At 71.3% G+C, this 24,310-nt stretch carries 24 protein-coding genes and 1 tRNA gene; 18 read left to right on the top strand and 7 right to left on the bottom strand.

All coding sequences use genetic code 11. The features are described from left to right. The first annotated feature begins 11 nt into the window (after positions 1–11). The 3 genes from CVS47_RS00190 to CVS47_RS00180 are packed head-to-tail and all read left to right on the top strand — an operon-like array spanning position 12 to position 4,070. Entirely contained in the window at positions 12–695 is a 684-nt protein-coding gene (locus tag CVS47_RS00190; protein ID WP_127094275.1) for an HAD hydrolase-like protein, read from the top strand. Continuing rightward, the gene (locus tag CVS47_RS16705) at positions 688–1,950 is read left to right on the top strand and encodes a hypothetical protein (RefSeq protein ID WP_164734569.1); all 1,263 of its coding nucleotides are present in this window, start codon (positions 688–690) and stop codon (positions 1,948–1,950) included. Before CVS47_RS00190 ends, CVS47_RS16705 begins: the two co-directional genes overlap by 8 nt. A 50-nt stretch (positions 1,951–2,000) precedes the next feature. After that, the gene (locus tag CVS47_RS00180) at positions 2,001–4,070 is read left to right on the top strand and encodes a bifunctional lysylphosphatidylglycerol flippase/synthetase MprF (protein ID WP_127094274.1); all 2,070 of its coding nucleotides are present in this window, start codon (positions 2,001–2,003) and stop codon (positions 4,068–4,070) included. A 96-nt stretch (positions 4,071–4,166) separates the two neighbouring features. On the opposite strand, the gene CVS47_RS00175 is transcribed toward CVS47_RS00180, so the two are convergent. Beyond that, positions 4,167–4,373, bottom strand: coding sequence for a cold-shock protein (locus CVS47_RS00175; protein WP_127094273.1), 207 nt, complete (start codon positions 4,371–4,373; stop codon positions 4,167–4,169). Between the two features lie 309 nt (positions 4,374–4,682). On the opposite strand from CVS47_RS00175, the gene CVS47_RS00170 reads away from it, so the two are divergent. The 4 genes from CVS47_RS00170 (at position 4,683) to CVS47_RS00155 (ending at position 7,225) form a co-directional block, all read left to right on the top strand. Next, a complete protein-coding gene (locus CVS47_RS00170; RefSeq protein ID WP_164734568.1) occupies positions 4,683–5,345 on the top strand; it encodes a GntR family transcriptional regulator in 663 nt (220 codons plus the stop codon). 59 nt (positions 5,346–5,404) lie between these two features. Further along, positions 5,405–5,896, top strand: coding sequence for a GNAT family N-acetyltransferase (locus CVS47_RS00165; RefSeq protein ID WP_127094271.1), 492 nt, complete (start codon positions 5,405–5,407; stop codon positions 5,894–5,896). A gap of 67 nt (positions 5,897–5,963) precedes the next feature. Beyond that, positions 5,964–6,686 (top strand): hypothetical protein, encoded by a 723-nt coding sequence (locus CVS47_RS00160; protein ID WP_241240216.1) that lies wholly within the window; start codon positions 5,964–5,966, stop codon positions 6,684–6,686. Beyond that, positions 6,683–7,225, top strand: coding sequence for a hypothetical protein (locus CVS47_RS00155; RefSeq protein WP_127094270.1), 543 nt, complete (start codon positions 6,683–6,685; stop codon positions 7,223–7,225). Before CVS47_RS00160 ends, CVS47_RS00155 begins: the two co-directional genes overlap by 4 nt. 386 nt (positions 7,226–7,611) lie before the next feature. Here the strand turns inward: CVS47_RS00155 and CVS47_RS00150 are convergent, their stop codons facing one another. Both CVS47_RS00150 and CVS47_RS00145 read right to left on the bottom strand, forming a co-directional pair. Continuing rightward, on the bottom strand, positions 7,612–8,973 hold the full coding sequence (locus CVS47_RS00150) for a hypothetical protein (RefSeq protein ID WP_241240373.1): 1,362 nt from the start codon (positions 8,971–8,973) through the stop codon (positions 7,612–7,614). Between the two features lie 42 nt (positions 8,974–9,015). Continuing rightward, positions 9,016–9,582, bottom strand: a complete 567-nt coding sequence (locus tag CVS47_RS00145; protein WP_127094269.1) for a dihydrofolate reductase family protein — start codon at positions 9,580–9,582, stop codon at positions 9,016–9,018. Between the two features lie 86 nt (positions 9,583–9,668). Between CVS47_RS00145 and pdxH the strand changes: the two genes are divergently transcribed. The 3 genes from pdxH to CVS47_RS16700 all read left to right on the top strand — a co-directional run bounded on the left by pdxH (position 9,669) and on the right by CVS47_RS16700 (position 13,016). Beyond that, entirely contained in the window at positions 9,669–10,328 is a 660-nt protein-coding gene (pdxH, locus tag CVS47_RS00140) for a pyridoxamine 5'-phosphate oxidase (RefSeq protein WP_127094268.1), read from the top strand. Between the two features lie 107 nt (positions 10,329–10,435). Beyond that, positions 10,436–12,169, top strand: coding sequence for a ubiquinone-dependent pyruvate dehydrogenase (gene poxB / locus CVS47_RS00135; protein ID WP_127094267.1), 1,734 nt, complete (start codon positions 10,436–10,438; stop codon positions 12,167–12,169). 184 nt (positions 12,170–12,353) lie between these two features. Continuing rightward, positions 12,354–13,016 (top strand): pentapeptide repeat-containing protein, encoded by a 663-nt coding sequence (locus CVS47_RS16700; RefSeq protein WP_164734567.1) that lies wholly within the window; start codon positions 12,354–12,356, stop codon positions 13,014–13,016. A 63-nt stretch (positions 13,017–13,079) separates the two neighbouring features. Here the strand turns inward: CVS47_RS16700 and CVS47_RS00125 are convergent. Next, a tRNA-Leu gene (locus CVS47_RS00125) sits at positions 13,080–13,166 on the bottom strand. Positions 13,167–13,430: 264 nt separating this feature from the next. Here CVS47_RS00125 and CVS47_RS00120 point away from each other — a divergent pair. From CVS47_RS00120 to pknB, 7 genes are all read left to right on the top strand, one after another. Further along, positions 13,431–14,171 carry an FhaA domain-containing protein gene (locus CVS47_RS00120; protein WP_127094266.1) on the top strand — a complete coding sequence of 247 codons (741 nt, stop codon included), beginning with the start codon at positions 13,431–13,433 and terminating at the stop codon, positions 14,169–14,171. Further along, positions 14,168–14,707, top strand: a complete 540-nt coding sequence (locus CVS47_RS00115) for an FHA domain-containing protein FhaB/FipA (RefSeq protein ID WP_127094265.1) — start codon at positions 14,168–14,170, stop codon at positions 14,705–14,707. Before CVS47_RS00120 ends, CVS47_RS00115 begins: the two co-directional genes overlap by 4 nt. 16 nt (positions 14,708–14,723) lie before the next feature. After that, positions 14,724–15,962: a PP2C family protein-serine/threonine phosphatase gene (locus CVS47_RS00110; RefSeq protein WP_127094264.1), complete on the top strand. Its 1,239-nt coding sequence runs from the start codon at positions 14,724–14,726 to the stop codon at positions 15,960–15,962. After that, a complete protein-coding gene (locus tag CVS47_RS00105) occupies positions 15,962–17,347 on the top strand; it encodes an FtsW/RodA/SpoVE family cell cycle protein (RefSeq protein WP_127094263.1) in 1,386 nt (461 codons plus the stop codon). The genes CVS47_RS00110 and CVS47_RS00105 overlap by 1 nt, the downstream gene beginning before the upstream one ends. A gap of 1 nt (position 17,348) precedes the next feature. Next, positions 17,349–18,803 carry a peptidoglycan D,D-transpeptidase FtsI family protein gene (locus CVS47_RS00100; RefSeq protein ID WP_127094262.1) on the top strand — a complete coding sequence of 485 codons (1,455 nt, stop codon included), beginning with the start codon at positions 17,349–17,351 and terminating at the stop codon, positions 18,801–18,803. Further along, positions 18,800–20,548, top strand: a complete 1,749-nt coding sequence (locus CVS47_RS00095; RefSeq protein WP_127094261.1) for a serine/threonine-protein kinase — start codon at positions 18,800–18,802, stop codon at positions 20,546–20,548. Before CVS47_RS00100 ends, CVS47_RS00095 begins: the two co-directional genes overlap by 4 nt. Before the next feature lie 62 nt (positions 20,549–20,610). Continuing rightward, positions 20,611–22,329, top strand: coding sequence for a Stk1 family PASTA domain-containing Ser/Thr kinase (gene pknB, locus CVS47_RS00090; RefSeq protein ID WP_206502682.1), 1,719 nt, complete (start codon positions 20,611–20,613; stop codon positions 22,327–22,329). A gap of 15 nt (positions 22,330–22,344) precedes the next feature. Here pknB and CVS47_RS00085 read toward each other — a convergent pair whose 3' ends face one another. From CVS47_RS00085 to CVS47_RS00080, 3 genes are read right to left on the bottom strand one after another with little or no spacing between them, the layout of a single operon-like run. Further along, positions 22,345–22,986: an anthranilate synthase component II gene (locus CVS47_RS00085; RefSeq protein ID WP_127094259.1), complete on the bottom strand. Its 642-nt coding sequence runs from the start codon at positions 22,984–22,986 to the stop codon at positions 22,345–22,347. Continuing rightward, entirely contained in the window at positions 22,983–23,138 is a 156-nt protein-coding gene (locus tag CVS47_RS16695; protein ID WP_164734566.1) for a hypothetical protein, read from the bottom strand. The genes CVS47_RS00085 and CVS47_RS16695 overlap by 4 nt, the downstream gene beginning before the upstream one ends. Beyond that, a complete protein-coding gene (locus CVS47_RS00080) occupies positions 23,138–23,923 on the bottom strand; it encodes a class E sortase (RefSeq protein WP_127094258.1) in 786 nt (261 codons plus the stop codon). Before CVS47_RS00080 ends, CVS47_RS16695 begins: the two co-directional genes overlap by 1 nt. A gap of 62 nt (positions 23,924–23,985) precedes the next feature. On the opposite strand from CVS47_RS00080, the gene CVS47_RS00075 reads away from it, so the two are divergent. Then, on the top strand, positions 23,986–24,222 hold the full coding sequence (locus CVS47_RS00075) for a cell division protein CrgA (protein WP_127094257.1): 237 nt from the start codon (positions 23,986–23,988) through the stop codon (positions 24,220–24,222). Positions 24,223–24,310 lie beyond the last annotated feature (88 nt).

The following is a 24,310-nucleotide window of genomic DNA, read 5'->3' as shown; positions in this document are numbered from 1 at the left end:
AGCGTAGGGGCATGGCGTCGCACTCCCCCTGGTCCTGCATCCTCTGGGACGTCGACGGCACGATGGTGGATGCCTCGGACGGCATCCTCCGCCGGCTCGGCATCACGATGGAGCGCCTGGGCCACCCGCCGGTGGCGCGGGCCGAGCTCGTCCACTGGATCGGGCCGCCCATGTTCGAGACGTTCCAGAAGCAGCTCGGCATGACGCCGGAGCAGGCCACCGAGGCCGTCGCCGTCTATCGCGAGGTGGGCCGCGACGACGGCTACACGACCGGCGCACGCCTCTACCCCGGCATCGCCGACCTCGTCGCCGATCTCGCCGCCGCGGGCGTGCCCCAGGCCACGGCCAGCAGCAAGCCCGAGATCCAGGTGCAGGCCCTGATGGAGCACTTCGATCTCGCCCCCCAGCTGGCCGTCATCGTCGGCGCGTCGATCGACGAGAAGCGCCTCAGCGAGAAGGCCGACATCGTCGCCGAGGCGCTGCGGCGCCTCGAGGCGCAGGGCATCGACGTCAGCCGGCCCGTGCTGATCGGCGACCGGCACCACGACGTCGAGGGTGGCGCGGCGCACGGCGTGCCCGTGATCTTCGTCCGCTGGGGGTTCAGCTGGCCCCACGAGGCCGACGGCGCACAGGCCGCCGTCGATTCGGTCGACGAGCTCCGCCGCCTCCTGCTGATCCCGGACGAGGATGCCTGACGCCCTGGCCGACGCGCTCGGCTGGATCATCCCGGCCGTCATCGTCTTCGCCGTCGCCGCGCTGCTGATCGCGGTGCTCGTCGTCGCGCTGCGCCGGGCGCGCCGCAGTCCGCGCGCACAGGCCGCCGCCGAGGGCGAGCGCGCTGGGGCAGGTTCGGCACTGGTCGCGCTCGACGACGCGATCGAGGAGGCCGACCTCGAGGTGGGGCTGTCGGGCGCCCTCTACGGGGGCGACGCCCCGCAGTCCCTGCGCCGGGCGCGCATGACCGCCCAGCACGTGCGCGACAAGGCCTTCGAGGAGTACCGCGCCGTCTCGGCCGAGCCCGCCCCCCATCCCGACCAGGTCACGCGCACGTCCCGGCGCCTGCGCTCCCGCGTCGACGAGGCGCGGGCGATCCTCGACCGCGCCGCCGCGGAGCACGCCGAGTGGGTGCGCGGCAACGTCTCGGCAGCCGATCGGGTGGCCGCGGCATCCGCTCGTCTCGACGACCTGCGCGGCAGCACCGGCGACCTCCGCGCGCTCGTGGACGAGCTGCGGTCCCGCTTCGACGAGTCCGAGTGGACGGATGCCGCGGCCGCCGCCCGCGCGGCCCTCACCCACGCCGACGCCGCGACGTCGCACCTCGAGCGTGCACGACGCAAGGCCGGCGACCCCACGGTCACCGCCCTGCCCGACCTGAGCGAGGCCGAGCGGGCGCTGCGGCAGGCGCAGGCCGAGGCGCGCGCCGTGGAGGAGCGGCACCGGCTCGTGACCCAGGCGGCCCTCGCGGTCACCGGCGAGCTCGACGTGCTGCGGACGGCGCTGCGCCAGGCCGAGGCCCTGCGGAGCTCGCTCGAACCCGACGCCGCCGACCGGCTCGCCGCCGAGATGCGCGAGGTGGGTGCCGCGGCCACGGCCCTCGAGCCCGCAGCCTTCCGCCGACCCACCGCGACGATCGACGGCATCGCCCGCGCCCGCGACCGCCTCGACATGGCGCTGGGCGACGCGCGAACGGCGCAGCAGCGCCTCCGCGGCGCCCGCACGGCGCTCCCCGGCACCCTTGCAGCGGCGCGCAACGCCGTCGCGCGTGCGGAGAGCGCCGTCTCCCACGCACGGGCCGGCGCCGACGCCCGCATGCGCCTGAGCACCGCGCAGTCCGAGCTCGCCGCCGCCCGTCAGGCGCAGGACCCGGTCGAGGCGCTGGACGCCGCCCGACGGGCGCTGCGCGCCGCGGAGTTCGCGCACGACCTGGCCGCCTACGCCCGCCGCGGCTGACGGGACCTGACTCCCGTGTCGCCGGGGATGCCCACCGCTATCGTGTGACCATGACCGACACCGTGTCGCGCCCTCGTCCCCCGGTCCTGCGTGTCGTGTCCCGCATCCCGGCGACTCTTTCCCTCATCGCCGCGATCCTCGTCACCGGCGTGATCTGGGGCGGCCTGTGGTCGCCCTTCCAGGACAGCGATCTCTTCCCGCAGGTGGCCTACGGGCTCCCCGCCCTGGAGGAGGGGCGCTTCTGGACTCCGATCACCGGGACGTTCTTTGTCAATCTCCCGTGGGTCTACATCCTCACGATCCTCGGGTTCGCCGGCATGGCCTTCCTGGAGTTCAAGCGAGGCTCCCGGGTCGCCCTGGCCTACTTCGGCATCGGCCAGCTGTTCGCCGTCTTCGCCGCCGCGCTCCTCCTGTGGGTGGGGGCGTTCCTCCCCTGGCCGTGGGCTCAGCTGCAGGCGGGAGTGCTGGACGTCGGTCCGTCCGGCGGCACCATGGCGTGCCTCGCCGCGGCGATCGGGCTGTTCGTGGCCCCGTGGCGCCTGCGCGCCTGGGTGGTCTTCCTCGCCTTCCTCTTCGTCGCCCTCCTGTACTGGGGGTCGGTCGCCGACGTCGAGCACGTGCTGGCCGCGCTGCTCGTGCTCAGCGTCGACCGGTCGCTGCGGGTGCAGCGCTCGACGGTGCGCGAGCAGCGCGTGACAGCCTTCACGGTCATGCTCGCCCTCGGCGCCACGCAGATCATCGTGCTGCTCGTGCCCACGGAGGGGCCGTTCGGGTACTCCGACCCGGGAGAGGGGTCGTGGGTCGACATCATCATCGACGCCGCCATCATCCTCTTCGTCGCGAACGGGCTGTTCCACGGCCGCCGCTGGGCGTGGATCGTCTCCATCATCCTGGCGAGCTTCAACCTCCTCACCGGAGGGCTGGTCATCGCCGCGGTGCTGCTGCTCGGTCACGACGGCACGGAGGTGGTCCTCAGCGGCGACCCGAGCCTCACCGCCGGGTCGACGGTGCTGTGGCTGCTCATGTTCATCTACCTCCTCTGGATCCGGCACGCCTTCACCGCGCGACGGAAGTCCAAGCTGGGCGCGCAGAGCCCGCCCACCGTCGACGAGGTGAAGGAGATGCTGCACGCGCACGGGGGCGGCACCCTGTCCTGGATGTCGACGTGGGAGAACAACGAGTACGTGCGCACGACGCACGGGATCGTGGTCTACCAGCGCCGGGCCGGCGTCGCTGTCGCCCTGGCCGACCCGCTGGGGCCTGCCGGCACGCGCGCGCAGTCGGTGACGGAGTTCATCTCCATGACCGAGGCGGCGGGGCTGACGCCCTGCTTCTTCAGCTCCAGCGAGGAGACGCGGGATGCCGTCCCGCCGATCTGGCGCAGCATCGTCGTCGCGGACGACACGATCGTCGACCTGCCGGTGCAGTTCACCGGCAAGCAGTGGAACTCCGTGCGCTCCTCCCTCAACCGCGCGGGCCGCGAGGAGATGACGTTCCGCCTGACGCACCTGAAGGACGAGACGTGGGGCATCCGGCAGCAGCTGCGGGCGATCTCGGAGATGTGGGTCGGTGACAAGGGCCTGCCCGAGATGGGATTCACGCTGGGGACGCTGACCGAGGCGGAGGACCCGGAGGTGCGCCTGGCGCTGGCCATCTCCCCGAGCGGCGACGTCGACGGGTTCCTGTCATGGCTGCCGGTCTACGGCGCGGACGGCGCGGTGCACGGCTGGACGCTCGACCTCATGCGTCGGCGCGAGGGCGGCTTCGGCCCGGTGATGGAGTACCTGCTCGGCGCCTCGGCGCGTCAGTTCTCGGAGGAGGGCGCGAAGATCATGTCGCTCTCCGGCGCTCCGCTCGCGCACGAGTACCCGCCGGGGGCCGGCATGATCGCCGAGCTGAGCGACAAGCTCGCCGAGTCGCTGGAGCCCGTCTACGGCTTCCAGTCACTCCACAAATTCAAGATGAAGTTCAACCCGCGCTTCGAGACGATGTACCTGCTCTTCCACGACGAAGGCGATCTCATCCCCATCGGCGCCGCGCTCACGCGCGCGTTCCTCCCCGACGCGACCGTGCGCCAGTTCGCCGGCGCCGGCCTGGAGCTCGTCCGCGGCAAGGGCTGAGCGGGGTCTGGGCGGCCGCGTGTCGCCCGGAGCTGCACGCGGGCACGAGAAAGCGGCGGTGCCGGGACGAGGTCCTGGCACCGCCGCTCGCGTGGTTCAGAGGGGTTGGATGTTCTCCGCCTGCAGGCCCTTGGGACCCTGTGCGACGTCGAACTCCACGCGCTGATTCTCCTCGAGCGAGCGGTAGCCGCTCGCCGCGATGGCGCTGTAGTGGGCGAAGACGTCCGCGCTGCCGTCATCGGGAGCGATGAAGCCGAAGCCCTTCTCCGAGTTGAACCACTTGACCGTGCCCTGCGTGCTCATTCCGTGCCGTTCTGCTGAGTATCCGCACCTGGCGCGCGGATGACCTTCACGCTAATGACCCTGCCCGCCGAGCGCACCGTCCGGCGGCTGATGTGACGAAACCGTTGCACGACGCGCGGCGCCGCGGGCCGGACCGAGGCTGCCGGAACAAGTCGACGCCCGGGCCCGGCAGAGCGCACGGACCCGGGCGCCGATGTATCCCCCCGGATAGGTCACGCTGAGCGCGACAGCATGATTCTAGTGATATATCGGTGTACAGCGCGCCCCCTCACGGCTATCCGTCGATGGCGCCATAGAATTCCCACGCCGATGAGCATGGACACTTCCTTCGAACCGCTCGACACCCGAGGCGCAGTCCTGGGCGACGAGGTCTTCCGCGTGCTCGGAAAGGCGATCCTCGAGGGCAGGCTCCGCCCGGGCGATCGACTGCGCGACGTCGAGCTCGCCCAGATGCTCGGCGTCTCGCGCACGCCGATCCGCGAGGCGCTGCAGCGACTGGAGCGGATGGGGCTCGTGGAGGTCTCCGCCAACCGCTGGACCCGCGTGACCGCTCCCCCCGCGACGGCGTTCGACGAGACCCGCGAGTTCATGGCGCTCATCGTGGGCGACGCACTGCACCTCGCCCTCTCGCGATGCGACGACGAGACGCACGGCACGCTCATCGGCTTGGCGGAGGCCCTCGAGGCGGCAGCTCGGTCCGGTGACGCGATGGCCACGCTCGGCGCCCAGGTCGTCTTCTACCAGCAGGTCATCCGGGCCTCACGCAACGGCATCTTCGCCGCCGTCATGCGGGAGGCGGGCCTCACCCTGCAGCGGAACCTCCAGCAGAAGACCCCGGATTCCGCGACCCCCGCTCTCGCGGATCGCTTCGCGGAGCTGCGCGACGCGGTGAAGATCCGCGATGCCGTCGCGGCGGAGCAGGTGCTGCTGGGCATGTACGTCCGCGCGGACGTGCCGGATCCGGCATCCTGAATCCCGGCCGACCGGAGGAACGGGTTCTGCCTGTCGCGGGTGATCGGTAGCGTGGGCACGTGGGCCACATCGAACTGCGCGACATCGCCGACGACGACCTCGACGCCGTCTTCGAGATGATGCGGGATCCGGAGGGCATCGCGCGAGCGGCCTTCACGGCGAAGGACCCCGACGACCGGGCGAGCTTCGACGCCTGGATGGCACGGAACCGCGCGAACCCGTCGGCGCGCGTGCAGGTGGTCACCGAGGACGGCGGCTTCGCCGGCACGGCCGGCACCTTCTCGGTCGACGGCGACCGGGAGATCACCTACTGGATCGCGCGCCACGCGTGGGGCCGCGGTGTCGCCACCGCCGTGATCGAGCTCCTCATCGCGCTCGAACCGGAGCGCCCCCTCTACGCCCGCGCGGCGGCGCTCAACACGGCCTCCGTCGCCGCGCTCCGGCGTGCGGGGTTCGCCGAGATCTCGCGCAACGACGCCTACGCCCCCGGCGTGGGGAGAAACGTGGAGGAGATCGTCTTCGCGCTGCTGCCGACGCTCGACGGCAACTGAGCGACGCCCTCGCCGCCGCGCGCGTCGCGCGGTGCTCGGCGCCTCGCCGCCGCCCTAGGATGTGGCCGTGAGCGCACCGCCCCCTGCCCCCGCCGGTCCGGCGGACGACGGCTCCGGCGCCCCCGATCCCCGTCCGGCGGGCGCTCGGACACGGCTCGTCGCCTGGGCCGATCGCGTGCCCACCGGGTGGTTCGCCGGCATCCTCACCGCCTGCTTCCTCGGCGTGACGGCGGCCTTCGGCGGACTCTCGGCGGTCGCCGCTCCCCCGCTCCCCGAGCTGCGCGCCGGTGAGACGCACCGCAACGACCAGTTCTCCCTCACCGTCGAGCGCGCGGTGCTGATCGACGAGCTGAGCGACGCGGGTGTCTCCGTCGAGGCAGGCCAGCGGGTGCTGGCGGTCGTGCTGACCGTCGAGAACGAGTGGGATCGCGCCCTCGCCGCGTCGAGCGGCCCGAGCGGCAGGGAAGGCGTCATCGGCTCCGTCCGCATCGACGAGCTCGGCGACGTGCCGGCGGACGCCGTCGCCCGGCTCGACGACGCGACGAACTCCCCCTACCTCCAGCCCGGCGTGCCCGCGGAGCTCGTCCTGACCTGGGCGGTCGACGCCGATTCGGTGTCCGACGGCGAGGAGCTCCACGTCGTACTCCGTGACATGAGTCTCAGCACCGGGCAGCTGGTCACCTACGGGCAGTGGTGGGACAGCCCGGTCGCCGCCGCGCGGCTGGCGGTCGACGTCACGGACGTGGGCACCGGAGCCGACGCCTCCGCCCAGGACGGCGGCGACGGATGAAGCCGTGGCTGGTGTGGACGATCGGTCTGGCGCTGGTCGTCGCGGCCTGGGCGGTCATCCAGATCACGCCGTCCGACGACGCAGCGGTGACCCCGTTCGAGGTGCCCGGAGCGCTGGGTTCCCCCCTCTCCGGACGAGCCTTTCAAGCCTCCGTGACCGACGTGCGCCTCGGTGACCGCGCCGAGGCCGGCGGCTGGAGCGCCGAAGGCACGTGGGTGGTCGCGGACGTCACGGCGCAGGCGCTGCTCGATGAGCAGGGCTCGCTGCTGGGGCACGCCGATCTCATCGTCGACGGCGTGCGCTACCGCGCGAGCGAACGGCCGCCCTCGATCTTCCGAACGGGTCTGAGCGTGGGACTGCCGAGGTCGGGCAGCATCGCCTTCGAGATCCCGGCCGACGTCGCGCAGCGCTCGGGGGTCATCGAGCTCGGCCTCTCCGAGGAGACGCGGCTCGACTCGGTCGTGCGCGTGCCGGTCGATCTGGCGGCACTCGATCGCGGCACCGATGTGGAGCTCCGGAAGACGGAGTGGGCGCGATGACGCGGGCGTGGTGGCGGCGCAATGCGCTCGCGATCGGGGCCGTCGCGGTGCTGCTGCCCGTCACGGGGCTCACCATCTCCGGCGTCGAGTGGTGGCAGATGAATCAGGCGCAGCCCGTGTTCGCGACGACCGTCGCCGCGGGAGACACCGTCGAGTATGCGGGAGGCACGTGGGGCCCGGCGGTCGTGCGGTCGCAGGCCCCCGGACCGGACGACGACCTGCCGGCCGATGGTCGCCTCCTGGTCGTGGAGGTGCCGGTCGACCCGCACGGGAAGATGCTGGGGTGCGACGTGCCCGCGCTCCGTGAGCCCGACGGCATGCAGCGGCGCTGGCAGAACGCGCTCGGCGACGTGGACTGGGACTACCGGAACCCGACGGTGTGCCCGTCAGACTCGACCGCTCCGTTCACCATCGAGGTCCCCTACCTCCTGCCCGACAGTGTCAGCGGCCCGCTCGGCCTCGACTTCGCGCTCGCTGACGAGCTGCCGGGCTTCCTGCGACTCGGCGTCATCGTGCCCTGACTCCTCATGCCCCGACTCGACCACCGGAGCGCCGATGAGGGCCCCGATCGTGGAGTCGTAGGCGCTGGCGATCAGCACCGTGCGCAGGGGCTCGATCACGAGCGGCACGATCAGCAACAGCGGCGTGCCGGCCACGAGCCAGAACGTCTCGAAATCCTGAGGGCCGACCACGCGCGTGACCCCGATGCGCAGCACCTGGCCGGCGAGCAGGAGGATGACGTACAGCAGCACGTAGCCGCCGATGAGCACGGGACCGCCGCGCCACATGAGCACGATCGCCCGCCAGATCGGACGGAACCGCGCGCCCATCCCCGCGCCGATGTCGGTGAGGCGACGACGCAGGCGCGCCGGCACGCTGGAGTACCGTGTCCGCGCCCGGGTGACCAGTTCGCCGCGCAGACGCACGCCCTGCGGCACGACGGCCTGGCCGTAGACGACGCCGGCGATGGTCAGCCATGCGAGCGGCACCAGCAGGACGACTCCGGCCTGACCGATCAGCCAGAGCACCGCGTCCCAGGTCCAGCCGAGCGGGGCGAACCAGCCGCCCACCCACGCGCGCGCCTCGCCCAGCCACGCGATCGCCTGGCGGGAGTCGACCCACGCCGACACCTGACCCAGCGCCTCGCCGATGAAGTACACCGAGAGGAACACCCAGAGTCCCTCGAGGTAGGTCGCGCCGACCGACGTCCAGCGCGGCAGCTGCGCCTGCCAGCGCTTCCAGGCCCAGCGGCCGGCGAACGCCAGGGCGACGACGCCGATCGTCCACGGCTCCCACGTGAGGTCGGCCACGGCGCCCGACGTGTCCACGTCCGTGCCGGTGAGGATGCCGATCGTGTCGCGATCCACCTTCACGGCGAGCGCGACGCTCAGATAGGAGGCGACGTCCTCGACGAGGAAGCCGAGCACCGCGTAGACGGCGATGAACGGCAGCGTGGCCGACAGCAGCGCGTCGCGGAAGGCCTCCCGACGCGCCCGCCCGTCGGCGGGCGGCGGTGCGATGACGCCGAGCCGCGGCATCCCGTCTCTCAGCACCAGGAACATCGCGACGAGGCTGACCAGCTTCGCCAGGATCGCGAGCGGGAGGAGAAGGATGCCGCCGAGCGCCGTGTACCCGCCCACGTAGCCGGCGAGCTGGATGCCGAGATAGCGCCCGAGGGTGCCGGCCAGGTACCACGCGAGGAGGGCGGGGCCGTGCGCGAGGAGCAGCCGCCCGGCCATCACGATCATCGTCCGCACGGCACCACCGTAGCGAGCGGCCGCCCGTCCGGGTCAGCGGATGACGTCGAACACCTGCTTCTGGACGCCGTTCGGATACACCGCGTGCTCCACCAGCGACAGCCTGACCCAGTCGCGGTCGGCGGTGCTGAAGAAGCGCTTGCCCGCACCCAGCAGCACGGGGAAGACCAGCAGGTGGTAGCGGTCGACGAGATCGGCGTCCGCGAGAGCGGCTCCGAGCTCGGCGCTGCCCTGCACGAGGATAGGGCCGCCCTCGGTCTCCTTGAGCGCGCGGACGTCGTCCAGCGAGCGCAGCACGGTCGCGGGCCAGCGGTCGTCGTCCGTCTCCAGCGTGCGCGAGACCACGTAGCGCGGCATCGCGTTGTAGCCGGCGAAGTCGTCGACCATGCCCGGCCACACGGGCGCGAAGAGCTCGTAGCTGCGGCGCCCGAGCAGCAGCGCCGTCGCCTCCCCCTGCTCGCGCCCCTTGATCTCGTACGCGCTCGGGTCGAAGTCGACGGCCTTGAAGGTCCAGCCGTCGTTGCGCCACCCCTCGTCGCCGCCGGGTCCCTGCATGACCCCGTCCGTCGACATGAATCCCGTCACGATGAGCTGCCGCATGACACTTCTCCTCTGCTTCTTCTCCGTCTGCCGCGCACCAGGCTAACGGCGGGCCCGGCCGCGCAGGAGCGGTTTAGGGTCATCGTGTGACCGATCCCCGCGACGCCCTCTCCCGCCACACCGACTACGGAGCGGAGCGCCTCGAAGAGGCCGGCATCGCGGCCGATCCCGTCGTCCAGTTCGAAGCGTGGCTCGTCGAGGCGGCCGATCGCGATGTCTACGAGCCGAACGCCATGGTGCTCGGCACGATCGGCGAGGACGGCGTCCCCTCGAGCCGCACCGTGCTGCTGCGGGGTGTGGACGACACGGGCTTCGTCTTCTACACCGACCAGTCATCGCGCAAAGGCCGAGCCCTGGCCGCACACCCGATCGCCACGCTGCTCTTCCCCTGGTACAGCCTTCATCGTCAAGTGATCGTGACCGGCGAGGTCGCACCCGTCGACGACGCCGAGTCCGACGCCTACTGGTACTCGCGGCCGCACGGCTCCCGGGTGGCGGGGACGGCGAGCGAGCAGTCCCGGCCCATCGGCTCCCGTGTGGACCTCGAAGAACGCGTGGCGCAGCTCGAGCAGCAGTATCCCGAGGGCTCCGACGTGCCCCGGCCCGAGCGCTGGGGCGGCTTCCGCGTGCGGCCGTTCCGCGTCGAGTTCTGGCAGGGCCGCACGTCGCGGCTGCACGACCGGCTCGTCTTCTTCCGCACCCCCGGTGCGGATGAGCCCTGGAGCCTGGAGCGCCTGCAGCCCTGAGCCGCGGCATCCGGAGTGCCGGCGTTCCGGGATCCGTGCGCGACGCGGTTCCCGAACCTCGACAATCGTCGAGGGGATCGGCCGCCCGTCGGACGTACGGTGGTCGCATGGGTCAGAACGTCGCCGATCTCTTCGTCCACACCCTGGTGCGCGCGGGGGTGACGCGCGTGTGGGGACTGCCCGGGGACTCGCTGAACGGCTTCACCGACGCGATCCGCCGCTCCGGCGAGCTCGAGTGGAGGCACGTCCGCCACGAGGAGGCGGCGGCGTTCGCCGCCGCGGGCGAGGCGCATGTCACCGGCGAGCTCGCCGTCGTCGCGGGCAGCTGCGGTCCGGGCAACCTGCACTTCATCAACGGCCTCTTCGACGCGCAGCGGAGCCGCGTGCCGGTCCTGGCCATCGCCTCGCACATCCCGAGCGCGGAGATCGGGAGCAGCTACTTCCAGGAGACCCACCCGCAGGAGCTCTTCCGCGAGTGCAGCGACTACGTCGAGCTGGTCGGCGACCCCGCGCAGCTCCCCTGGGTGCTCGAGACCGCGATGCGCACCGCCGTCGAGAAGAACGGTGTGGCCGTCGTCGTCGTGCCCGGCGACATCTTCCACCGCGATGCCCCGAAGCGCCGGCCCTCGGCGCCGATCCGGGCAACCCGCCCGCGCGTCCTGCCGAGCGAGGACGAACTCGCCGCGGCGGCCGGCCTGCTCAACGACGCGGGCAGCGTCACGATCCTCGCCGGGGCCGGCGTCGCCGGTTCGCACGACGAGGTGATGGCCCTCGCCGAGGCCCTGCAGGCGCCGATCGTGCACGCCTTCCGCGGCAAGGAGCACATCGAGTACGACAACCCCTTCGATGTCGGGATGACCGGCCTGCTGGGCTTCGCGTCGGGCTACCGGGCGATGGAGCGCTGCGACGCCCTCCTGATTCTCGGCTCCGACTTCCCGTACCGCGAGTTCTACCCCGAGAAGGCGACGGTCATCCAGGTCGACGTCCGCGGCGAGCAGCTCGGTCGCCGCACGCCCATCGACCTCGGCCTGGTCGGCGACGTCGGCGAGACGGCCCGGGCGCTCGCGCCGCTCGTGCGAGCAGGGCGTTCGGACGCGCACCTGAAGGACAGCCTGAAGCACTATCGCTCCACACGGCATCAGCTCGACGAGCTGGCGAACGACGACGGCCGGTCGCCCATCCATCCGCAGTACGTCGCGAAGCTCGTCGACGAGCTCTCCGCCGAGGACGCGATCTACACCGCGGATGTCGGCTCCCCGGTGATGTGGGCGGCCCGCTATCTGAGGATGACCCCCGATCGGCGGCTCATCGGCTCCTTCAGCCACGGGTCGATGGCCAACGCCGTGCCCCACGCTCTGGGCGCCCAGGCCGCCGCACCGGACCGCCAGGTGATCGCGCTGGCCGGCGACGGCGGGATCTCGATGCTGATGGGCGAGCTGCTCTCGATCCGCCAGAACGACCTGCCCGTGAAGGTCGTCGTCTTCAACAACTCGTCCCTGAACTTCGTCGAGCTGGAGATGAAGGCCGCCGGCACCGTCACCTACGGCACGGATCTGGTGGAGACCGACTTCGCGGCCATCGCGCAGGCGTCGGGCATCGCGGGCTATCGCGTGGAGAAGGCGAGTGATCTCGCCGCCACGCTGAAGCGCGCGTTCGACGAGCCGGGGCCGGCGCTCATCGACGTCGTGGTCGCCCGTCAGGAGCTGACCATCCCTCCGTCGATCACCGTGGCGCAGGCGAAGGGCTTCGCCCTCTACGCGCTGCGGACCGTCTTCTCCGGCCGCGGCGATGAGCTCCTCGACCTGGCCGACACGAACGTCTGGCGTCGCCTGTTCAACTAGCACCGCCGCCGCGGTCGCCACCGCCGCGTTCCGGTGAAGCTCACCTGACGCGAATCGTCGACACCTCTGCAGCGTTCCCGCACGGAGCGTCAGACGAGCACGGCGCGACCCCGACGCCCGCAGCTCGGACCGCGGCTGGCTAGGCTCGTTCCCCCGTGCCGGCCCGCAGCCATTCAGGAGCCCCATGCCGAAGCGTCCCACCCTCACCGCGCCATCGTTCGACCCGCTCGTCCTCGACGATCTCACCCCCGGGCGCAGCGACGAACTCCGCCCGCGCGCGTCCCTCGAAGGCCGGTCGTTCACCGACATCTCGGTCGACGCGGTGGATCTGGAGAGCGCCGAGCTGACCGCCTGCCGCGTGAGCGCCCTGCGCGCGTCGACGCTCGGCCTGCGGTACGCGCACCTCTCCGAGCTGGCGATGGCCGGCATCGACGCGCCGATCTGGACCACGGCCCGCGGGACGTGGCGCGACGTCGAGGTCGACGCCTCCCGTTCCGGATCGATCGAGGCGTACGAATCGTCGTGGAACGGGGTGCACTTCCGGAACTGCCGCCTCGGCTTCGTCAATCTGCGCGGGTCGAGCCTGCAGGACGTCGCCTTCACCGACTGCATGATCGACGAACTCGACGTCGGCCAGTCGAAGATCACCCGCTTCGCCGCGCCGGGCACGCGGATCGGGCGCCTCCTCGTGGAGCAGTCGACCCTTCAGCACGTCGACCTGCGCGGAGCGGACCTGAGCGACATCGCCGGACTGAACGCCCTGCGCGGAGCGACCATCTCCTCCTCGCAGCTGGCCCAGCTGGCACCGCTGCTCGCCGCAGACCGCGGCATCGACGTCAGCGACTGAGCGGCCGACGGCGCCGCCGCCGGGCATGCGAAAGGCCCCCGGTCTCCCGGGGGCCTTTCACGGTGGTGCGCGAGGGGGGAGTTGAACCCCCACGTCCTTTCGGACACTGGCACCTGAAGCCAGCGCGTCTGCCTATTCCGCCACTCGCGCGAGTCGGTGATGCGGGCACCGCCGAACTCAACTTCCCGAGGATATCACGCACTCCGCGCCCTCTCGACGCCCCCGATGCCCGCCGGATGCCGCGGGCCCGGGCAGCCGGGAGAGCGACAGCCTCCAGGAAAGTCCCCGTGGGCCTGGCTACACTGCACAGGACGCCCAGACCCCTGAGCGCTCGAACCGATGTGAGCCGGAGGAACGGCTGTGCAGCGGAGATGATGAGCACCACCGCACTGTTTCGCCTGCCTGAGGAGCCCCGTGGGACTACTTGACAGCTTCGAGAAGGGACTCGAGCGCGCCGTCAACAGCGCGTTCGCGAAGACCTTCCGCAGCGGCATCCAGCCTGTCGAGATCGCCTCCGCGCTGCGCAGCGAGCTCGACAAGAAGGCCGCCGTCGTCAGTCGCGACCGCATCCTCGCGCCCAACACGTTCACGGTGCGCCTCTCCCCCGCCGACGACGAGAAGATGCGCACCATCGGCCCGGCGCTCGGCGACGAGCTCGACGCGCTCGTGCAGAAGCACGCCCGGGCGCAGGGGTACTCCTTCGCCGGTCCGGTGAGCATCGCCCTCACCCGCGACGACGCGCTCTCGACCGGCACGCTGCGGGTCGAGTCCGAGACCGCGCAGGGCCGCGTCGCGTGGCGCGGCGTCGTCGACATCGACGGCGCGCGTCATCCGCTCTCCGCGTCGCGCACCGTGATCGGCCGCGGCAGCGACGCGGACATCACGATCCCCGACCCCGGTACGAGCCGCCGCCACGTCGAGATCCTCTGGGACGGCGAGCGCGCCATGGTGCGCGACATGAACTCCACCAACGGCACGCAGCTCAACGGGCGCAAGGTGACCGAGGCGCCGCTCGAGCCGGATTCGACCGTCACCATCGGCCGCACCGACATCGTCTTCCGGGTGATCGCCCAGGCCACGCCGCCACGGCCGACCACCTCGCCCGCCGACGCCACCCGCGCCTACGACATGCGCGACGGAGGGTTCCGGTCATGAGCGAACTCACCCTCCTCCTCCTGCGCATCGGCTTCCTCGTGGTGCTGTGGGCGTTCGTCTTCGCCGTCGTCTACTCGCTCCGCGCCGACCTGTTCGGCGTGAAGGTGCGGCGGATGCCGGAGCCCGCCGCCGCCGCTCCCGCCCCTGCCGCCGCGAAGGGCGCCGGCGCGACCGCACCGGTGGCGCCCGTCGCCGCCGCGAAGGCCCCCCGGTCCGAGGCCAAGGGCGGCATGGCGACGACCTCGACCGTGTCGCGCATCGTCATCACCAGCGGACCGAAGGCGGGGCTCGAGCTGCCGCTGGGCACCGAGCCGCTCACCATCGGGCGCTCGAGCGAGTCGGGCCTGGTCATCCGCGACGACTACACCTCGAGCCATCACGCGCGCCTCGTGCTGTGGGGCGACCAGTGGATGGTGCAGGACCTCGACTCCACGAACGGCACCTGGCACGACGGCGCCCGCGTCGCCTCGCCCGTGCCGGTGACCGTCGGCGCACCCATCAAGGTCGGCGCCACGACCTTCGAGCTGCGGAAGTAGCGGCGACCTCCTCCTCATGGTCTTCCAGGGCTCGAGCGCCGCGATCTCGCACACCGGCAAGGTGCGCTCCAACAACCAGGACTCCGGGTACTCCGGATCGAACCTGTTCGCCGTCGCCGACGGCATGGGCGGCCACGCCGGCGGCGACGTCGCCTCCTCCATCGCCATCGGACGCCTGCAGAGCCTGGACGTCACCTACGGCTCCACCGCCCAGGCGGAGTCGGCGCTGAGGGACGCGATCGGCGACGTCGCGACCGAGCTCATCGACACCGTGGCGGTGCGCCCCGAGCTCGCGGGCATGGGCACGACCGTCAGCGCCCTCATCATGGTCGACGGCTTCGCGGTGCTCGCCCACATCGGCGACTCCCGCGTCTACCTCTACCGCGACGACGCCCTCACGCAGATCACGACGGACCACACCTTCGTGCAGCGCCTCGTCGACTCCGGCCGCATCACGCCGGAGGAGGCCCGCTACCACCCGCGCCGCTCGGTGCTCATGCGCGTGCTCGGCGACATGGACCCCGACCCCGAGGTCGACACGTTCATCATGCCGACGCAGCCCGGCGACCGCTGGCTGCTCTGCTCCGACGGGCTGTCGGGCGTCGTCGACGACCCGCACACGGCCAAGGCGCTCGCGCAGGGTCTCGCACCCGGTCGCACCGCCGACACGCTTCTGCGCCAGGCTCTGGATGCCGGTGCCCCCGACAACGTCACCATCGTCATCGTCGACGTCGGGGGGCAGCATCCGCTCTTCTCGGGCACGCCCACGATCGTCGGCTCCGCCTCCAACCCCACGGGCATCGAGGTGCCGGCCGCCCGCTCGGGTCGCGGCAACTGGCTGCACCCGAACCGTCAGGCCGCCAACGAGCCGACTCACTTCGAGCCCGCCGCCGAGTTCCTCGAGGAGCTCATCGAGGAGGACCGCCGCCGCGCCCGTCGCCGGCGGATCGGCTGGATCGTCGGCCTCGTCGTCGTCATCGCGCTCCTCATCGGGGGGCTGGTCGTCGCCTACCAGTGGACCCAGACGCGGTTCTTCGTCGGCGCCGACCGCGGCACCGTGGCCATCTACCGCGGCGTGCAGCAGAACCTCGGCCCGATCGCGCTGTCGTCGATCTACGAAGACACCGGCATCGACCTCGAGGACCTGCCGTCCTTCACCCGCGGCACCGTGGAGGGCACCATCACCGCACAGTCCCTCGACGACGCGCGGAGCATCGTCGACCGCCTCCGCGACACCGCCTCAGGAGGACAGTGATGACCGCGACCTCGACCGGACAGGTGTCGACCGACACCGCCGTCGTCCGTGCGCTGCGCCGCATCCGCGGCCCGCAGACCCAGCGCAACCGCGAACTCGGCCTGCTCGTGTTCGCCCTCGTCATCACCGCCTCGGCCGTCGCTCTCGTGCAGCTCGGCGCCGCGGGCGTCATCGACCCCAAGTTCCTCATCTACTGCGGCGGACTGGCCGCGCTGGTGATCGCCCTGCACATCGTGCTGCGCCTGCGGGCTCGCGACGCCGACTCGTTCGTCGTCCCGATCGCCACGCTGCTCACCGGACTCGGCATCGCGATGATCTACCGATTGGATGTCGCGGGCGGGCGTCACGGGTGGAACGCGTTCTCCACGCGGCAGCTGGCCTGGGCCGGCATCGCGGTGGTCGCGGCCATCATCGTCGTGGTGGCGATGCGCAACTACCGCGTGCTGTTCCGCTACACCTACGTGTCGGGCTTCATCGGCGTCGGGCTGCTCCTGCTGCCGTTCGTTCCGGGCCTCGGCACCGACGCGAACGCCGACGTGTGGGTGTCGCTGGGCTTCTTCTCGTTCCAGCCCGGCGAGCTCGCCAAGATCGCGCTGGCCATCTTCTTCGCCGGCTATCTCGTCCGCACGCGCGAGAGCCTGTCGTCCGTCGGCACGCGCTTCCTCGGCATGACCTGGCCGCGCGCGCGTGAGCTCGGCCCCCTGCTCGTGCTGTGGCTCGTGTCGCTCGGCATCATCGTGCTGCAGCGCGACCTCGGCACCGGCCTGCTCATCTTCGGCATGTTCGTGGCGATGCTCTATGTCGCGACCGGCAAGACCAGCTGGGTCGTCATCGGCGTCGTGCTCGCGGCGGCCGGCGCCTTCCTCGCGTCACGCGTGCTGCCGTATGTCGGCGCGCGCTTCGACAACTGGCTGGACGCGTTCAACCCCGACCGCATGGACGGGCCGAGCTACCAGCTCGTCCAGGGCATCTTCGGTCTCGCCCAGGGCGGCCTCATCGGCACGGGTCTCGGCCAGGGACGGCCGTACCTCACGCCGGTCGCCGAGAGCGACTACATCCTCCCCGCCCTCGGCGAGGAGATCGGCCTCATCGGCGTCTTCGCGATCCTCTGCCTGTACATGGTCTTCGCGAGCCGCGGCGTCCGCATCGGCCTCGCCGGTCAGGACGACTTCGGCAAGCTGCTGGCGACGGGGCTGTCGTTCACGATCGCCCTGCAGGTCTTCATCATGGTCGGCGGCGTCACGCGCCTCATCCCCCTGACCGGTCTGACGACGCCGTTCCTGGCCGCGGGCGGCTCGTCACTCGTGGCCAACTGGATCATCGTGGCCTTCCTCCTGCGCATCTCCGACGTCGTGCGCAGCCGACCCCGGGTGGTGATCGGCTGACATGACCAAGGAACTCCGGCGCCTCAGCATCGTGATGCTGCTCATGTTCGTCGCCCTCTTCGTCTCGACGAGCGTGATCCAGGTCGTGCAGGCCGACGCCCTCCAGCAGAACCCGGCGAACAAGCGCGCGCTCTACGACAGCTACCAGGTGCAGCGCGGGTCGATCGTGGCCAGCGGCGCCGCCATCGCCTCGTCCGTCCCCTCCGACGACATCTACAGCTGGCAGCGCGTCTACGAGAACCCCGCGGTGTGGGCGCCGGTCACGGGCTACACGAACCCCGCGCTGGGCTCGGCCACCGGCATCGAGCTCGCCCTCAACGGCGTGCTCTCGGGCACGGGCGGCGCGCAGTTCCTGACGCGGGTCGAGCGCCTCTTCACCGGCCAGCCGCCGCGCGGCTCGAACGTCGAGCTGACCCTCGACGCCGGCGTCCAGCAGGCGGCCTTCGACGCGCTCGGCGACATGCAGGGCGCGGTCGTGGCCATCGAGCCGTCGACCGGTCGCATCCTGGCGATGGCGACGAGTCCGAGCTACGACACGAACGCCCTCGCGACGCACAGCGCCGACCAGGTGAACGCGACGTACCAGGAGCTCGAGGACGACCTGTCGCATCCGCTCTTCAATCGCGCCATCGGCGGCGATCTGAACCCGCCGGGATCGACGTTCAAGCTCGTGGTCGCGTCGGCGGCGCTCGCCTCGGGCGACTACACGCCCCAGTCGACGCTGCCCAACCCCGGCATCTACCAGCTGCCGCAGTCGAGCCGCACCGTCAGCAACGCCTCGGGCGGCACCTGCGGGCCGGGCGACACGGTGACGATCGCCGACGCCCTGCGGCTCAGCTGCAACATCCCGATGGCCGAGCTGGCCGTGGCCCTCGGCGACAAGGCCGTCCGCGACGAGGCCCAGAAGTACGGCTTCAACACGTCGTTCCAGCTGCCGCTGACCTCGACCCCGTCGAGCTACCCGGCGTCGCTGGACGACCCCCAGACGGCGCTCTCCGGATTCGGTCAGGGTCAGGTCACGGCGACACCGCTGCAGATGGCGATGGTGTCCGCAGGAATCGCCAATGAAGGAGTCGTCATGAACCCCCGCATGGTGGACAGGGTGATCGCACCCGACCTCTCGGTGCAGCAGACGTTCGAGGATTCGGAGTTCGGGCGTGCCCTGGACGAGGACCTCGCGTCGGAGATGGTCGCCATGATGGTGGCCAATGTCAGTGACGGCGCGGCGTCGAATGCAAGAATAGACGGCGTCGACGTCGCCGGTAAGACGGGCACCGCCGAGAACGGCGACAGGCCCTACAGTCTGTGGTTCACCGGGTTCGCCCCGGCGGAGGATCCGCAGGTGGCCGTCGCCGTGGTCGTGGAGAACGGCGGCGGGCAGAACCAATCGGGCAGCGGCGACGAGATCGCGGCGCCCATCGCGAAGAAGGTCATGGAGGCGGTGCTGGGACGATGAGACCGACACAGGGAGTGACTTTCGGCGGACGCTACGAGCTCGACTCGAGGATCGCCATCGGCGGCATGGGCGAGGTGTGGGAGGCCACCGACCACGTCATCGGCCGCACGGTCGCCATCAAGATCCTCAAAGACGAGTACATGGGCGATCCCGGCTTCCTCGAGCGCTTCCGCGCCGAGGCCCGCCACGCCGCGCTCGTGAACCACGAGGGCATCGCCAGCGTCTTCGACTACGGCGAGGAGGCCGGCTCGGCGTTCCTCGTGATGGAGCTCGTGCCCGGTGAGGCGCTCTCGACGATCATCGAGCGCGACGGCTCGCTGTCGACCGACAAGACGCTCGACATCGTCGCGCAGACGGCGGCCGCCCTGCAGGCGGCCCACGCCGCGGGCCTCGTGCACCGCGACATCAAGCCGGGCAACCTGCTGATCACCCCCGACGGCCGCGTCAAGATCACCGACTTCGGCATCGCGCGCATCGCCGACCAGGTGCCGCTGACGGCCACGGGCCAGGTCATGGGCACGGTCCAGTACCTCTCGCCCGAGCAGGCCTCCGGTCACCCCGCATCGCCGGCCACCGACACCTACTCGCTCGGCATCGTCGCGTACGAGTGCCTGGCGGGCAAGCGCCCCTTCACCGGCGAGTCGCAGGTCGCGATCGCGATGGCCCAGATCAACGAGCAGCCGCCGCCGCTCCCGCCGACGGTCGCCGCCCCGGTGCAGAACCTCGTCATGGCGATGATCGCCAAGAAGCCGGAGGACCGGCCGTCCTCCTCCGCCGCCGTCGCCCGCGCGGCATCCGCGCTGCGCCGCGGCGACGTCGCGGCGGCCGCCGCCGCCATCCCCGCGATCGCGGGAGCGGGAGCGACCACTCAGGACGACGTGACGCGCCTGCTGTCTCCCACCGCCACCTCCGAGGCGACCCGGCTCCTTCCGGCCGGTGCCGCGGCACCGGCGCTCCTCCCCGTCGACGAGGAGCCGCAGCGGAAGAAGCGCAGCCCCTGGACGTGGCCGCTGATCGCCCTGATCGTGCTGCTCCTGCTGGTGATCGGCGGCACGGTCTTCGCGCTCGTCTCCAACCAGCAGCCCGACGCCGGCCCCACGAGCGCGGCGCCCACGAGCGAACCGCCCACGCCCAAGCCCAGCTCGCCGTCGCCGATCCCGACGCAGACCGCCAACACGGTCGACATCACCGCGCTGAATCTCATGGGCGCGTCCTGCGAGGACGCGCGGGCGACGGCGCTTCAGGCCGGCATGGCCACGGTCACCTGCGCCGCCGGGGATGCCGCACCCAACGCCGAGGCCGTCAACACCGTCTACTCGATCGAGCCGCAGGGCAACGTCCCGAAGGACCGCGAGCTGAAGCTGACGTACTACCAGGACCAGGTGCCGCTCACGCCGCCGACGGCGGCCACGCTGCCCGACAAGGTCCTGGCGGGTTCCACCGTCCAGGTCACCTGGGGCGGCTACCAGTGCCCGTCCGGCACCGGCACCGTCAGCTCGTACAACTTCCGCGTCACCAACGGCACGTTCGCCGTGAACGGGTCGTCCGAGGCCGCGTTCGGCACGAACGACCGCTCCGGCGAGATCGTCGTGAGCAACGTCGAGAACCAGGCGCTGATCGTCACGTACACCGTGACCTGCACCGGCGGAACGGGCGGCGACCGGGTGACCGACGCGTCCCCGAATGCGGAGCGCTCGATCACCGCGGCCACCCCCACCACGCCGTCGGCGGCACCGACACCCTGACCGTGCGCCACCCGGTTCCGTAGGGGGCCGGGTGGGCCGTCGGTTAGGCTGGGAGCTGTTCCATGCAGGGGGAAACCGTGACAGCTGAGCCGCGCGTGCTTTCGGGGCGCTACCGCGTCGACGAGGTCATCGGACGCGGCGGCATGGCCACCGTGTACCGCGGCTACGACCTCACGCTCGGCCGCCAGGTGGCCATCAAGATCCTCAAGCACGACCTCGCGAACGACAACTCGTTCCGCACGCGGTTCCGCCTCGAGGCGCAGGCGGCGTCCCGCATGGCGCACCCCACGATCGTCCGCGTCTACGACGCCGGCGAGGACAGCGAGGTCGGCCCCGACGGCATCGCCCGTCCGATCCCCTACATCGTGATGGAGCTCGTCCACGGGCGTCTCCTCAAAGACATCATCAGCGCGGGCCCGGTGCCGGTCGATGACACCGTCCGCTACGTCGACGGCATCCTCGAGGCTCTCGAGTACTCCCACCGCGCGGGCGTCGTGCACCGCGACATCAAGCCGGGCAACGTCATGGTCACCGACGCCGGGCAGGTGAAGGTGATGGACTTCGGCATCGCCCGCGCCGTCTCCGACTCCTCCTCGACCGTCGCCGAGACCACCGCCATCATCGGCACCGCCGCGTACTTCTCCCCCGAGCAGGCCAAGGGCGAGCCGGTCGACGCGCGCGCCGACCTCTACTCCACGGGCGTCGTGCTCTACGAGCTGCTCGCCGGCCGGCCGCCCTTCCGCGGCGAGTCGCCCGTCGCCGTCGCCTACCAGCACGTCAGCGAGGCGCCGGTCTCGCCGTCGGAGCTCGTCTCGACGGTGTCGCGGGGCCTCGACGCGGTCGCCCTGCGCGCGCTGGCGAAAGATCCCTTCCAGCGATATCAGGATGCTGCGACCTTCCGCGAGGCGCTGGATGCGACCATCGACGGCCGCGTGCCGTCCAAGCGTCAGCTCGGCGCACTCACCAGCGAGCTCTACGGCCCGAACCCGCGGCAGGCCGCCGAGACGGCGCGCTCGCTACGCCAGCTCAGCACCGACACGACCATGAAGCGCACGCAGACCGGCCCTCCGGTCGCGTGGATCTGGGCCGGCGTGGCCATCCTGGCCGTGCTCCTGGTGTCGGTGCTGTTCTGGGTCGTCACGATCCGGCCGGCCGGCGGCGTGCCCGCCAACGCGCGCATCGTGCCCGACGTGTCGGGCATGACGTTCGAGCGGGCGAGCGAGGCCCTGGCCGACGAGGATCTCCTCGCGTTCCGCGACGATCAGCCCGACGCCGATGTGCCCGCCGGCAACGTCATCTCCACCGATCCCGTCGCCGGCTCCTCGCTCAGCCCGCAGCAGGAGGTGCGGGTGCTCGTCTCCCGCGGCCGGGAGACCAGCGTGATCCCGACGATCATCGGCCTGTCGCAGGACGCCGCCAAGGGCGCCCTGGAGAACTCCGGTCTCGTCCTCGGCGCGATCACCCCGCGCAACGACCCCGACACGGCGGCCGGCACCGTTCTGACGGCGGATCAGCAGGCCGGCACGGAGGTCGCCAAGGGCACCGTCGTGAACCTGGTCGTGGCCACGGGTCGCGTCGTGCTCCCCGACGTCACCGGCTACACGCTCGACGCGGCCAAGCGCCAGTTGGAGTCGCCGGAGCTCGGTCTCACCGTCGAGGTCGCGGAGGATCCGAACTGCAAGGGCTCCGCGGAGGCCCCGATCGTCGCCACGCAGTCGATCGCTCCCGGCGAGGCGCCGATCCGATCGACTATCACCCTCACCTCCTGCGTCGGCGCCTGACCGGAGCGCGCCGGCTCAGCGGTGCGGACGGAGCGTCGCACCCTTCTCGGCGGCACCCGCCACGCCGACGCCCTCGAGCCAATTGCCGAGAAGCCGGTAGCCGCCCTCGGTGAGCACGCTCTCGGGGTGGAACTGCACGCCCTGCAGCGGCAACTCGCGGTGGCGGAGGCCCATGATCACGCCGTCGGCCGTCCGCGCGGTCACGACGAGGTCGTCGGGCACCGTCTCGGGCACCACCGCGAGCGAGTGGTAGCGGGTCGCGGTGAAGGGGTCGGGCAGGCCGGCGTAGAGCGCGTCGTCCCCATGGCGCACCGGTGAGGTCATCCCGTGCATGAGCTCCGGCGCGTGCGCGACCGTGGCTCCGAACGCCTCGGCGAGCGCCTGGTGTCCGAGGCAGACGCCCAGGAGCGGGATGCCGCGGCTCGCCGCCGCGCGGACGACCTGCACCGACGCACCCGCCCGGGCCGGTGTACCCGGTCCGGGCGACACGAGCACCGCACCGTAGGGGCGGAGCGCAGCATCCGTCCCCTGGGGATCGATCGCGTCGGCCTCGACCATGTCGGTGTCGGCCCCGAGCTCGCGCAGGTAGCCGACGAGGGTGTGGACGAAGCTGTCATGGTTGTCGACCACGAGCACGCGGGGGCGCGGCGCGGTCACTGGACCGTGACCTCCTGGGGGTTCACGATCTCGCCGACCCAGGGGAAGACGTGGAAGAACAGGCCGTAGAGCACGGCAACGGCCAGCACGAGCAGGATCAGCACCCGCACCCACCACGGGCCGGGCAGCACTCTCCACAGGGCGGCGTACATCAGGCGGCGGCCCCCTCGGTCAGCGCGACGGGCGCACCGGAGGAGCGCGGCGTGAACGACTCGAAGACGCCGTACGCGATGGCGCGCTCCGACGAGCCGTAGCGCGGGCTGCACGTCGTCATCGTGATGTACCTGCCGTCGGTCGCGATGTCGGAGACCTGCGGCACGGGGAGCAGCACGTCGACGGCGCTCGGCCGGACGTACTCGAGGTTGCGGAAGCGGTACGTGAACCAGCCCTCCTGCGTTTCGATGACGACGGCGTCGCCGATGCGCAGAGACGGGAGGTCCTGGAAGGGAGCGCCGTGGCTGCCCCGGTGGCCGGCGACGGCGAAGTTGCCCATCTGCCCCGGCATCGCCGTCTCGGGATAGTGACCGATGCCGATCGGGTCGAGCGTCACGGCGGTGTCGACTCCGCCCGCGAGCCGGAAGCTGAAGTCGGGGCCGAAGCGCGGGATCCACACGACGCCGAACTCCTGACCCGCTGCCGGCTCCGGAAGCGCGGGGGGGTCGGCGGTGGCGGGCGGTGCCGCCGGCGTCGTCCCGCCCGTCGCCGACGGCAGGGGAGCCACGGGCTCCTCCGCCCACTGCTGCGAGAGCGACTGCGCCTCGTCCTTCATCTGCGATCCGATGAGGATGTCACCGATCCACAGCTGCCAGCTGACGTAGAGGAGTGTGACGACGCCGAGGGTGATGAGCAGCTCGCCGACCACTCCGAAGAAAGTGACACGGTGTCGCGGCCGACGACCGCGACGCCGGAGCGCGCCCTCGTCCACTGCTGCTGCCACGAGTGGAGTCTAGCCAGGGCGGCTCTCGGCGCCCCTTCTCCTCGGCGGTTAGGATGGTGCGCATGGCACGATCTGGCAGAGACGATGCGCTCGTCGACCGCAGCGAGGGCGAAGCAGCACCCAACCCGGTCTGGTTCAAGCCGATCATGATCGGACTCATGCTGCTCGGACTCGTCTGGGTTCTGGTGTTCTACCTGAGCGGCATGCTGTTCCCGATCCCCGGCATCGGCCCCTGGAACCTCGTGATCGGTTTCGGCATCGCCTTCGTCGGGTTCCTCATGACCACGCGCTGGCGGTAATTACACCGCTGTCATTTGTCCCCACCTGTGGACAAAGCTGTGGATAAGCGCACCATCCATCGTTCGACGAACGCAGAAGCGCCCGGCC

This window comes from Microbacterium lemovicicum, assembly GCF_003991875.1.
GTDB classification, from domain to species: domain Bacteria; phylum Actinomycetota; class Actinomycetes; order Actinomycetales; family Microbacteriaceae; genus Microbacterium; species Microbacterium lemovicicum.
This window is presented reverse-complemented; position numbering and strand designations above follow the sequence as displayed.